The 12,712-nt window shown below is 30.2% G+C and carries 11 protein-coding genes and 1 other RNA gene; 2 read left to right on the top strand and 10 right to left on the bottom strand.

The genetic code is table 11. The features are described from left to right. The 8 genes from ACMV0E_RS01845 to ACMV0E_RS01810 all read right to left on the bottom strand — a co-directional run. Positions 1-2,022: P-loop NTPase (locus ACMV0E_RS01845; protein WP_416084670.1), on the bottom strand; the 2,022-nt coding region annotated here is incomplete at its 3' end. Then, positions 2,003-2,152 carry a hypothetical protein gene (locus tag ACMV0E_RS01840; RefSeq protein WP_416084669.1) on the bottom strand — a complete coding sequence of 50 codons (150 nt, stop codon included), beginning with the start codon at positions 2,150-2,152 and terminating at the stop codon, positions 2,003-2,005. The genes ACMV0E_RS01845 and ACMV0E_RS01840, both read right to left, overlap by 20 nt. Beyond that, entirely contained in the window at positions 2,139-2,282 is a 144-nt protein-coding gene (locus ACMV0E_RS01835) for a hypothetical protein (RefSeq protein WP_416084668.1), read from the bottom strand. The genes ACMV0E_RS01840 and ACMV0E_RS01835 overlap by 14 nt, the downstream gene beginning before the upstream one ends. Before the next feature lie 558 nt (positions 2,283-2,840). Then, the gene (locus ACMV0E_RS01830) at positions 2,841-2,978 is read right to left on the bottom strand and encodes a hypothetical protein (RefSeq protein ID WP_416084667.1); all 138 of its coding nucleotides are present in this window, start codon (positions 2,976-2,978) and stop codon (positions 2,841-2,843) included. Between the two features lie 752 nt (positions 2,979-3,730). After that, entirely contained in the window at positions 3,731-3,952 is a 222-nt protein-coding gene (locus tag ACMV0E_RS01825) for a hypothetical protein (protein WP_416084666.1), read from the bottom strand. A 292-nt stretch (positions 3,953-4,244) separates the two neighbouring features. Next, complete coding sequence (locus ACMV0E_RS01820; RefSeq protein ID WP_416084665.1) at positions 4,245-5,750, bottom strand: TolB family protein; 1,506 nt, start codon at positions 5,748-5,750, stop codon at positions 4,245-4,247. Between the two features lie 726 nt (positions 5,751-6,476). Continuing rightward, positions 6,477-7,226, bottom strand: coding sequence for a type 1 glutamine amidotransferase (locus ACMV0E_RS01815; RefSeq protein ID WP_416084664.1), 750 nt, complete (start codon positions 7,224-7,226; stop codon positions 6,477-6,479). Further along, positions 7,227-8,582 (bottom strand): Mur ligase family protein, encoded by a 1,356-nt coding sequence (locus tag ACMV0E_RS01810; protein WP_416084663.1) that lies wholly within the window; start codon positions 8,580-8,582, stop codon positions 7,227-7,229. A 114-nt stretch (positions 8,583-8,696) separates the two neighbouring features. On the opposite strand from ACMV0E_RS01810, the gene ACMV0E_RS01805 reads away from it, so the two are divergent. Then, on the top strand, positions 8,697-11,231 hold the full coding sequence (locus ACMV0E_RS01805) for a hypothetical protein (protein ID WP_416084662.1): 2,535 nt from the start codon (positions 8,697-8,699) through the stop codon (positions 11,229-11,231). Positions 11,232-11,282: 51 nt separating this feature from the next. Then, positions 11,283-11,633: a transfer-messenger RNA gene (gene ssrA, locus ACMV0E_RS01800) on the top strand. Positions 11,634-11,647: 14 nt separating this feature from the next. Here ssrA and ACMV0E_RS01795 read toward each other — a convergent pair. Both ACMV0E_RS01795 and ACMV0E_RS01790 read right to left on the bottom strand, forming a co-directional pair. After that, a complete protein-coding gene (locus ACMV0E_RS01795; RefSeq protein WP_416084661.1) occupies positions 11,648-12,049 on the bottom strand; it encodes a hypothetical protein in 402 nt (133 codons plus the stop codon). 19 nt (positions 12,050-12,068) lie between these two features. Next, the gene (locus tag ACMV0E_RS01790; RefSeq protein ID WP_416084660.1) at positions 12,069-12,710 is read right to left on the bottom strand and encodes an HAD family hydrolase; all 642 of its coding nucleotides are present in this window, start codon (positions 12,708-12,710) and stop codon (positions 12,069-12,071) included. Between the last annotated feature and the right edge of the window lie 2 nt (positions 12,711-12,712).

The following is a 12,712-nucleotide window of genomic DNA, read 5'->3' as shown; positions in this document are numbered from 1 at the left end:
ATCATAAAAGAACCATCCAATCTTCCAAATATCCTCTTCCCTCTTAACTTTCTCTCTAAGATCATCAACATCTATCTTTTCCAAAATCTTTTTTGCAAGATCGTTATCTACATTAGATATCCAAATAAAGAACAATCTAATCCTCCCAATATCCTCTTCCCTCTTAACTTTCTCTCTAAGATCATTAACATCTATCTTTTCTAAAATCTCGTTTGCAGTTTGAAAGCCTACAGTATATTTAACTGATTTAAGAGACATTGCAATCTTTTCTAAATTTTCTTCCCCTTTTAAGCCTTTTATTATATCATCAAAATTTATTTTAATAATTTTGGACATAACTTCATATTTGCTAATTCTACTTAAAACATTTGTTGTCTCATCATTGAATTTTCTTAAATAAATGCTAAAAAGTTTCAAATCAATGTCAACCGTCGAGTTATCAGATTTACTAAAGAGCGTTTCGTATTCTTTGTCAATTCTTTCTTTTATGCGACGAACTAAATCTACAGATTTATTAAGAGCTTTAAAGTAAATATCCGCAGTTTCTGAGTGATGAAGAGCAATGTAATTTCTACCATTATCTGTAAACCTAACAATTTCGCCTAATTTTTCTAATCCTGTTATAATTTCATCATAACTTTCGTATAAGTCTTCTAAAAAGGTTTCTCTCATAGGTATTTCGTATCTATACAAAATGGCAAGCAGATAAAGGATTTTTTGAACTTTTGATTTTTCACCTTTTATAAGATTTTCTACATATTCTTCTACTGTGTTTAATACGGCTTCTTCATTTATTTCGCCTCTGCTCTCATAAGACTTCAATTGCCAAGCTAAAACCCAAAGATTGTTTTTAGCAAGATTAGCTTTTATGTTATCTGGTATTTTAAATTTCTCTTTTTTAAACTGAGATTCCTTTTCTTCAAACTTTCCTATAATTCCATTAGCACTATCTTGTGGTTCAATTGTAATTGCATTTTTAATATATTCAGCAAACTTTAACTCTGATGTAGGTCCCTCAGTTTTCTCAATATTTATATCTCTTGTTGCAATTAAGATTTTTGCTTTCGGTCTAATTAATAAAATGTTATCAATGATCTTTAAATCCAAATGTGCATCATCAATTATGAGATAGCCATGACTAATTTTTGGTATCTCTAAAATACTTTCACGAACAAAATTTTTTAAACCTATAAAATAAACTTCTGCTCCTTCATTTGCTAATTTATATCCGATATTTTTTAATATTACAGATTTGCCACTTGCTGGTTTACCCTTAATTATAACTATTTTTTCTTTCTTTAATTTGTCTATAATCTCATCTACTTGAGGGTTTTCATAAACATATCCTTCTTTAAAATCTATCCATAAAGGACCAGCAGGTCTAAAAAATTTAGGTTCTGTTGATTCATCTTTTTCTAAAACATTTTCAATCCTTGGCAAATTAGCTTTTTTTAGTATTTCTAAATCTTCCTTTATAGTTTTGATACTTTCTGAAATTTCTTTATTCAAATCATCCAAATTAATTCCTTGTTCTTTAAGAATTTCTTTGAATACTTCTCTATCGATGAGTTTTTGTACAACACCATTAATTATCTCATCATATTTTATATTAACTTGTGATGCATCTTCTAATCTCTTTGAAAGTTCTTCTATTAATTCTATATTCTTTGAAAGTTCTTCTATTAATTTTGTATTAACTTGTTGTTCACCTTCTAATTTCTTTGAAAGTTCTTCTATTAATGATTTTAATTTTTCAGAGTCTCCTGAATTTGATTTAATCATTTTTTCAAGTGATGTCTTTTTTAGAAAATCAAGTAGTTCTATTAAAGATGATGGCACAAGGCCAATTAAATCATTTGGAGAAATAGTTCTTTTACCAACTATAAGAAGAACTATAGAAAATAGAGTGTACGTTCCGATCTGTATACCATTTTTCTTGAGAAATGCTATAGATTCTTTGAAGAATTTTTCTATAAATTTATGTTTGAATTTTTCTATAAATTTATGTTTGAGATTTTCCATATTTCCTCCTTATTATTAAAGAAAGAACTAAAGAAAATAGAATGTACCTTCCGATATGTTTACAATTTTTCTTTAGAGATGCTATAGCTTCTTTGAATTTTTCTATAAAGTCATGTTTAAGATTTTTCATGTTTCCTCCTTATTATTAAAGAAAGAACTAAAGAAAATAGAATGTACCTTCCGATATGTTTACCCTTTTTCTTGAGAGATGCTATAGCTTCTTTGAATTTTTCTATAAAGTCATGTTTAAGATTTTCCATATTTCCTCCTTATTATTTATCATAATTATATAAAAGATAGAAATTTTAACAAGAATTTTAGAAAATACTATGCTAAATTTATGATACAGAAATTTAATTTATTGAATAAATAGATTTTATAATGAAATTTAATAAAATTTCTAATCTACTGTCCTAATTTTAAAATATAGATTTTATTAATTACTGGCTTTTAAAATCAATCTAAAAATTTTTAAAAGATTTTAGAACACAGTAAGCTCATATAATGAGAATTTTATTTTCAATTTTTATCTTATGAAAATCCTTTCAAAAAATTGCAATAATCCTCCATGAAAACGGAAAATTTTTGTATTTTTGAATTTTTCAGGTAGATTATTTATAAATCAGCAATCCAAGTTTGTTCAGATTTATGGACATAAAAGATCTTTAATTACTTTCCAGACACCAAAACTCCTTTTATTTTCTCTGCAAACAATATCATTCTGTCGTTGCTTGGTACCTCCTCTAACCTATAAAAATACTTGCTCTTCTTTTTCTTTTGTTTTCCAAAAAAGCTATAAAGTTCAAAGAAAATCAATATTAGATTGTAATACCTAAAAATATCTTAAGAGATGGCAGGTTCAAATTTTTGAAAATTCTCCTTTCGAGTCCTTCAAGAATTGAGTGATTAAAATGCGAGACTCTCTTCTCTTTTACCATACTTACTGAATTTGCCATTAAATCCTTTTTATATGCTGTCTCTTTTTACCACAGTTTTGAGTATTTGAGCATTTTCTCTAACATTTCTTGATGCATGAATAAAGGGTTAGCAAAAAAACGTCACGCAGAAAATTGTCAGCGTTAAACACTTTCCTTTTTTCTTTACTGTATATGCCTTCTTCATAACTTTTCCGTTTGCCTTCCTCATCACATTTTCTTGATGATGGGCTTGATTGTCTCGCCGATGTCAAATGATTTGTCTTTGATTTGCTTAAAAGCGTTAGTTTCAGTTTCGAGCCACACTTCGCCCTTGTCGTTTTTCTTAAAACGCTTGAGAGTCCAGTATGAGGGGTGCCTGTGTGCACTTACCCGAGCACTGTTATTGCAAAGGGTATCCATGCGATTTTGGTTGCTCATGCGCCAATTCTAATAGCAATGATATTTGCTCTTCCCCTTTATCCATCAATTCCTTAAAGAATGGGTAAAACATATACGCAGGGCCTATCATTAAGGTACCGAATAATGCACTAATAAAGATCCCTTGCACCTCACTTTGCCTTCAAATGGTTCTCCCTATTAATTCCTTTGGAATTGTAACCAACAGTAAAAGAGGAAAGCATAGCAATTGCAACAATAACAATGAAAAAGTTCAGGTATGTTTTCGTAGAAGAAAGTAAAGGTGAGCCCACCTTAGATGGATTAAAATTGCATATATATAATTGTGGTTGTAAGTATCGTTATTTCAATTGTTCAACCCTTTAGAATAGTTTTTATAATAGCGCCCCAATACGCATTGCAAGAAGAATTGCAGCAATAAATGTGAATGAATTCTTTGGTTGAATAAACTTCTTTCCAGGGAATTTAAACTCAAGAGGAAGGGCAATAGCCCCTATGCCGACCCATGCAAACAGAAAAACTGCAAAAAGCGAATAATTTGAATTATGAGATAGTGAATGCTGCCTTAGGGGATAACTCTTTACAACAGGACTCATAATCATTGCACCAGTAAGAGCACCAATAATGATTTCCGTAAATCAATTGAACTTTAATAGAAAAGCAGAAAATGCTTTAGGAGACAAGAATTTTTCAAGAATTGCAATTATCGCAAAGATTGCAAAAAGTGTTATAGAATTTTGAATAAATATTTTTGCACTTTTCTTCAAAGCATCTTTTAATTTTTCCTTGTTCCCCCTGATAGAGTAAACTACATAGAGGATCAAAGCAAGGATAAGAAGAGTTATTGCTTACCCAACTGGAACTTTTATTGTATCTTCTTATTTATCTCTAACAAAAAAGATTAACAAAAAAGATTTCGCCCTTTATTATTTTATTCAGGTCTGTGAACTTATGATTTTGAGTGTTAAACAGATAATATTGGAGCAAACCCTCTTTTGTGCTTGCAGCAATCAAAATATCCTTGCCGTTAGTAGAAATTTGGCACCTATCTCCCAAAATATTATCTAAAAAATTTTCTTTTATCTTGAGTTTTGTATCAGTTGACAGATCCAGGAGATAGAGAGAGTTATTCTTTGAGTCCTGATATATTAGATAGTCATTCAAAATACTGAAAGTGTTGCTTCCAAAATTACCTTCAAGGATTTCTTTTTTGTCTCCATTTGTGCTTGCAAGCGAAACATTTTCACCGCTTCTAACAATAATATATTTTCCATTTGAAGCCAAATAAGCAAAGGTATAATCGGTCTCACTATCTCCTAAAAGCTTTGTTTTAGCGCTATTATCCATGTCATAAGTCCAAAGGGACCATTTTCTTAAATCAGGATCTTCTATTTGGTATATTATCTTATTGCTATTAGGAATAAGGACAAAACCAAAAGGCATTGGGTATAAAATACCTTCTGTTTTATCAGTAAGCTTCTGCTTATTACTTCCGTCAATATTCATAATCCAAAGGGAATACTCTTGAGAGCCAATAGGAGCAAATGTAAAAATAATTTTGTCATTTTGTGGAGAAAGTTTCACCTCATAGCAATCCCCTTGTAAGTCTTTAGTTAAGTTATTTTGGATTTTACCATCAATTGAAACTTTCAAAATAGAGCGTTTACCTGTAGTAGGGTTTGGGTACAAAAGAATTATTTCAGAATCGTTGTTAATAAATGAAACAAAATACCCGTAAGGAAGAGTTGCCCTAAAATTCCCGTCTATGCTTGTAAAATAACTTAGTTCTTTTCCATTATTGGCGAAGCTAAAAAAGAGTTTCGTTCCATCTTCCGAAAAAGCAGTTAGTTCAATAAAAGGTCTTCCATCTGCTGCATCAACTGCAAGCAATGGAATAGGCACATTGCCTGTAAGATTCACTCGCTTGCTTCCGTCAACTCTTGTGGAAAAATAGCAATTTTTCTTGAGTACAGGATCAAATGCTGTGAAGATAATCCACTTAGAATCTTTTGAAATAATGAATTCCCCAAATTGTGTTCCACTTCCACCTGTGGATGGCTCTAAACCTTCTGAGACATTTACTTTACTGCTATTTTTAAGATCAACAACCCATATTCCAAAAGGCTCTTTACTTTCAAAAATAAGTTTATCACCTTTAATCATAGGGCTAAAAAAGGTATTACCGATTCCTTTTGTAAGCTCAGTTAATTCATGTGTTTTTGTATTAAGATTCCAGATTGAAGTGATTGGCGAGTTATCAGATGATTGTGAAGTATAAATAAAATTGTCTGCATAAAAACCAATTCCCTTTATTAAATCATTTTTACTTACATCAGAGAGTTTTGTAACCCTTCCTTTTTCGTCTATTTTTAAAAAGCTTCCATTTGCTTTCACTAAGATAGGAGTAGAAGTTATTTTAGTAGAGAGACTCCATACTGCAACAACTGCGGAAGCAATTAAAACTAAAATTACAAAAAGATTATAATTTTATTTTTCATTTGCAACCTCCTAACATATTATAGGAATTCTCTTAAAACAACAAAACTGTGATAGGGCAGTTATGATTGTAGAGACAAGATAATTTTAAATAACTTCTTATTCAGAGTGCAGAAAGAGTATGATGTAGATAAGATAGGGATATCGAAGCAAGAGTTGGCAATTAAGATATATACTTATTTTGATCACGCACATCATTATTGGAAGTTATCCTTTGCGCAATAAAAGTAGCAAAAGACTCCTTAACATTTTTATATAATGATTAAATTCAACCAGTTCTTCATTTATGTCTTAGAGAACTCAATAAGGCAAGAGTTTTAGTAAATGATTTGAGTTCTTAAAAAAAGCTGTTTAAAAGTAGTGCAAATTACAGAAGAACGACTTTTTGAGAGAGAATCTTGATGCTTGATGAAATTCTCAAAAAAGATAAGCTTTTATTTAGTGATAAAAAATCGCTTAATTTAGGCAGAAAAAATTGTAGGAGTTATTAAAAAGTTTAAAAAAGAAAGTTTTAATTACAAAAAGACGGCAATTACTGAGGATTGAGGTATGGAATGATGCTTCACGGGTAAATTATTTGCCCAGAATTTTTATAACCTATCAAGCAATTATCTAATAGATTTTTTATTTTTTAAAAAAGAATCTTTTGTTATATAAAGCTAATACTTTTCTATGTGCTAACATCTCAATTCTATCGTCAAGTTTGGCAAATTCATCGAAGGTTATGCCGTATTTTCTCTTTAGGGCTTTAAATATAAGATAATCAGCAATGTGTGGATTTTTAGGTAAAATAGGTCCATGCATATACGTTCCGATAAGATTCTTGTATACTATTCCTTCCTTCTTATCTTTTCCGTTATTACCAAAACCCGTTAAAATTTTTCCAAATGTATTGTAATTATGATAAGTTCTGCCTCCGTGATTTTCAAAACCAACTACAGTTTTTGGTAATAAACCTAAATTGTTTTCGATAATTAAGTTTCCCACCAATCTTCCTTTTTCTTGTTTGGTGTAAAAGTCTAAAATTCCTAATCCTTTTATTTCTTCACCACTATCTTTAATGTAGAGATTACCTAAAAGTTGGTATCCTCCACATATAGCAAGTACTGTTACATTACTTTCTATAAGTTCTTTCAATATGTTTTTGATGCCAAGTAGAAATTTAAAAAGTATTTTTTCTTCATAGTCCGATGCTCCACCTAAAAGAACTATGTCTACTTCTTTTAACAAATAAGGGGTATCTTCTATATGGAAGTCTATAATATCTGCTTTAATGTTTCTCCATTCTGCTCTTTTTTTCAAAACAATAATATTTCCTTTATCGCCGTATAGATTGAGGAGCTCTGGAAAAAGATTAACTATTTTTATGTGCATTTATTTTCTCCTTTGTATGGTTTCTAAAATAATTTTACGTGTTTCAAAAAGCGCAGTGTAAGTTGGCAAAAAGTAAATTTTTTCAACATTGTGAGCTAAAATATTTTTAATATCTCTTCTCAAATCGATTAAATAACAATTTTCTAAACGAAATGATGTGTATTTTAATCTTAGTAATATCTCTTCTTTTCTTTTTCCACCACAATATACTTTTGTAAGATTTTTTAATGAGCTAATTATGTCAAAATCAGCGTCCCAAATCCAGGATACATCTCTTCCGTCGGCGTAGTTATCATTTAAGATTAGTACAATTACTTTATTAGAGTTATCGTTAGAAATTGTGTATAGGGTTTCGCTTAAGCTTACAGGATTCTTAACAAGATTTATTATTATAGTTTTATCACTTAACTTTATTTCTTCAAATCTTCCTAATTTTGGAGAAAAATTTTCCAAGATCTCGTGTATCTCTGCTTGATTTATTCCTAAAACTGATGTTGTTGAAATAGCTGCACATACATTGTAAAGTTGATACGCCCCAAAATCTTTTATCTTAAAATTGGTCAGAGTATTAGAGTTCTTATCGACAAAAACAAAAGTATATGAATTTCCAATGTGTTTTATATTTCTTATCAAAAATTGCGGTTCTGCATTTCTAAATCCACAATTAGGGCAAAAGAATTTTCCAAGATGACCAACCGTATAATACTCATAGGAAAGTTTTGTGCCACATAATGGACAAAATTGTGTATCAAGTGTTAAATTGCGATTCTCTATACTATTTTGGTATTCTAAACCAAAGAAAGCTTTTTTATTGTCATTATATAAATTTAAATTTGGGTCATCTCCATTTAACAATGCAAAAGAATTTGCTATGCTTTCAAATATTGTATTTCTGATTAAATCAACTTCGCCATATCTATCAAGTTGGTCTCTAAAAATATTTGTAACAACAACAAAGTCTGGCTTTAATTCATTTGATATTTTTTTAATCGATCCTTCATCTACTTCGAAAATGCAATAGTCGTAGTAATTTCTTAGCTTACTTATAAAAGTACTAACTATTCCGCTTATCATATTTGCACCGGATTCATTACATAAGGTTATCCCTTTTTTTTCACAAATCAAATTTATAAGATGCGTTGTTGTGGATTTTCCATTTGTTCCTGTAATTAAAATTTTACTTTTGCATCTTTTATTTAGTTCCCTCAAAATTTCTGGATAAATAGCATATGCAATTTTGCCTGGAAGAGAAGTTGCACTAAAGCCAAGTGCCTTAAGAAAATATTTCGTTAGGATCCCAATCGATACTGCAAGATAGAAGCGAATAATATTTATTTTCATTAGATCATCACGCATGCCATATTATAGTGTGAATATTTGATTAAAGTCAAGCAGTTAAATTTCTTCTTGTTAAGGCTAAGCACAGCTTTTTGTGAAATTAAAATTTTGTGATAAAATCATGCTTGAAATATGAAAAAGTTAATTTATATATTTATACTTGTTTTTGTGTTTTTTTTATTTATTCCTTTAAATACCAATGCAAATGTTGAGAATGTGAATTCTCACTTTCTTTATTCTGGTATTTCTATTGCAAACATAGATCTTTCCTCTTTTATAGCAAAATATCCCAATATTCCTGTAAGTGCAGTTTTTGTTGAAAAACCAGAAAGTCTTATTGATGTAGAAAATATTGCCTATAAACATAATGCAAGGGTTTTTGTTAAATTGGATCTCTTCCTTTATTTACTTGAAAATAGTAGGCCCTCAAATCTTTCGGATTTGAAAAAATTCTATGAAACTTCTGAACCATTTGATCTGGTTGAAAAGCAAAAGATACTTTCTGCAATTTCATCCCTTTACGAAGTTAAGGGTATTCCATTGACTGAAGTTAAAAAAAGTGAACCAGACATTGTTGTCACATATAGGTACGAATCTTCGAAAAGTGGATATATTGCAATACCGATCAGAACTCCGAAAGTAAAAAACACTTTAACAACTTATTTCTTTCTTGATCCATTGAAATTTCCCTTTAAAGATACTACTCAATATTATCGGTTCATAAAAAGTGAAGTCATAAATCAATCTGCTATTTTAAGTAAAATTGCACGAAGCAAGTATCAAAATTCGTATCTCGATTTTGATGGGTTTTATATTCAACTACCTGACTTAGTAGATTTTAATTACGAAAGCATTGTTAAAAAAACTATCCAACACCTTAAGCGCGATATCGGACAAAAATTAATTGTATTTACAAATATTACGGAAAATAATGTCAATTCAGTTAAAGATCTAGGAGATGTATTTGTTGTTAATGTTTTTGGAGATAGTTTTAGTAAGTTAGAGAGTCTTCGTAGGATATTGTCAAGTAAAACAATTATCGCAAACTACAATGGTAATTTAAATGGAAGCGAAATTGAAAATTTTCTAAAGGAATGTTCTTTACTTGGAATCGTTCCGCAATTTGGCAGAGATCTAAAAACAAACGAATTTTTCTATTATGAGCAAAGTTTTTCAAACTTTACAAAAGAGATATTGAATGCATCTGATATAATTAAAAGAGTTTTGCCTTTGACATTTTCTAATTTTAGACAATATAGAGATTATAGCGTTTCTGAATTCAGCGGCGAAAACGTTCTTTCTTATATTTATGCTGGAAGGGGAAAGATAAATCAGCATCTTACAATTAAAAGCGAGGATAATATATACATTAATGGCAATGTAAAAGGTTGGGAAATTCAAAAGGTAAATACGGGGATTTATTTGAACTTTGATTTAGATGGAACTGCAATAGTTGAAGTCTTTAAGAAAGATTTTTTTCCAATAGCTGTCACTAATAAGCCTGCATCAGATAGATATTTGTCCATAATACTTACAAATGGAACGAACAAAAATATTTCTAAATATATAAATTTTGATGTTTCGGGAGTTAAACGTGAAATAAATTTAGATTTTCAGCCGTTTGAAATGAAAGAATTTACCCTCGGAGAAAATGAAAAAATTGTATTTGAAAACTTTTCTTTTGAAAATCCAAAAATCTTTAACTACATCAAAATTCAATTAATACCTATTATATTTTTATTTGTATTGTCAATAGTTTTCTTTAAGAAGAAATTTTATGTAAAGCGGATTTTTGAGAATAAAGTATTGTTTGTTTTGTCATCTATCTTTATTACAGCACTAATAATTCTTATAAATTTATTATTCCTAGGCTATGATTTAACGGCTATTCTTTATATTGCTGTTTCTGCAATATTTTTTATTTATGCGCTTAGTAGGGGAGATTCAAGAATTTTTGCATTTTCTCTGTTGTTTATAGCATTGTTTTGGATCTATAATATTATTGAATTTGGATCCATAATTCCAGAGCCTCCAACTTTGCTGCTTCCTTATCCTTCTTTCCAAATATCTCTATTTTATTTTCCAATCGTGTTTCCTATGGTTATATTACTAACATTTAAACGAAGAATTTCAAGGTCTGAAATTATTGGCGTTATTCTTGTCCTGTTGACTTTGATTTCTTTTAAATGGCTTCCATTTTTTTTACCGGAAAGAACAGAACTTTTCACTTATATTCCTTTCGTTATAATTTTCCTTGTGAGTTTTATTTTAATATTAGTTGATATTCAAGTAAAAAATAAATTATTTTCAACTTTTTGTTTTGCCCTTTCCGTATTCATCATTATCGGAACTATTTTTATAAACAGATTTATAGTTTTACACATTACAGAGCTTAGCATTTTCATCTATCCTTTGTCTTATTTGTTTATAGTCCTTCTTTCATTAATATTTGCAATCCTTTTAGAAAAGGAGAAGAGCCGTTCAAACCAAAATTTTGATATAAGCATTTTTGTCTTAGTTCTTACGGCTTTGTTTTTTGCAAGTTCATTCCTCGTAGCTTGGGGAATGCTTGGGCTGGGAATATCTATTTTTGCTGGCATGATATCTTATCTTTTTCAAATTATTCCCGTAATTTTATTTTTATTCCTTATATTCGAAGTATCCTAATGCAGTAGACAAAAAAATAAATTTATGATATAATATATTGGTGTTTTTTGAGGGGGCGCTGGGGCTCGACGGATAGGTAAGGTATACTGGAGCAGGCGGAGGATAGCGGTTGGCCTCCTAAAAAAACCGCTAAAAAATAAACGCCGATTATAGTTATGCATTAGCAGCATAAGATAATGCTGCCGTCTTGCAAAGTTTTTGCTCATGGAACTTGCAAGATGTCGGGACATGAGCCTCTTGGGTTGGGTAGTCCGAGCCTAGCTCAAGAGTAGAAAGTCGGACTATGCGCTTTGTTTCCTGCCATTTGGAGACAAGGTGTGAATAACAAAAAATGGCTAAGCCTGTAGTAGCCAGTGTAGATTACCTACCCGGACGCGGGTTCGACTCCCGCCGCCTCCACCAATTTATAATTATTTTCAAATCATTTTTTCTATTTTTCGTTTTTCTTCGATTGCTTTTTTCTCTTCTTCCAAGGATGGCGCAAGACCAACAAAGTCGATAACTGGAATTACAAACATAATACCAGTTCCTGGTTCTTTAAAATCATTTAGTTCTTCTTTAACTACTCTTTGTGCTTCTCTAAGTGTTTTTTCCTCTTTTATTACTGTGAAAATAGTTTTATTTTCTGGATATCTTCCACTTCCAACATTAAAAATTTCAAGCAATGTCGAAAATGTTGATACCTCAGGTTCAAGTGTTCTTCCCATACCAATCGAATCAATTATTGTTGCACCTCTTACATCAACTTCAATGAATCTCTCAAGAATTTTATTAATCTTTTCAGTTTTGTTTAAAACAATTACAAGAAGATATGCCATTTCTTTCCTCCTTCCATTTTTATGTTTTCTCTAATAACAATTCAAGCTCATTATAATCTTTAAATAAAATACATTGATGTGTCATATTAATTGGTTTTGAGGGAATTATATAGCATCTTATGTTTGCATTCTTTGCTGTTTGAATATCCTGCTCTGCATCACCAATTATTACTGCTTCGTTTCTCTCAACACCTGTTTCGTTTAGAATGAAATCTACAGTTCTTGGATCTGGTTTTGCAAATGGCAAGTTATCAAATCCATATATTTTTTCAAATTTTTCTTTAATTTTGAACTTTTCAAGGACTTTTAACATTGGAACAAAATTTTTATTGGAAAGAATAACTTTCCTTCTTTTGTCTTTATCTAAGAATTCCAAAACATTATCGATAGGCTTCGAATTTTCTCCAGAATGTTCCTCATAATACTGTAATATAATCTCGTAAGCCTTTTGAATAGTATTGATGTCGTTGGTAGAAAAAGCTCTTTTTATTGTGTTTAGAAGTCCATCGCCTGTGTAACTCCAAACGATGAATGGATCTAACTCTTCTTTTCCGAATTGCTTTAATCCAAAATTAACTGCATTTGCTATATCAAGTGACGTATCAAACAAGGTGCCATCGAAATCAAAAATGAGAAGTTTAATTTTACTTAAATTTTTCATTT

Origin of the sequence: Caldisericum insulae (genome assembly GCF_047785965.1) — a bacterium.
Classification (GTDB): Bacteria; Caldisericota; Caldisericia; order Caldisericales; family Caldisericaceae; genus Caldisericum; species Caldisericum exile_A.
Note: the sequence above shows the minus strand (reverse complement) of the source record. Positions and strands in the feature narration are given on the sequence as shown.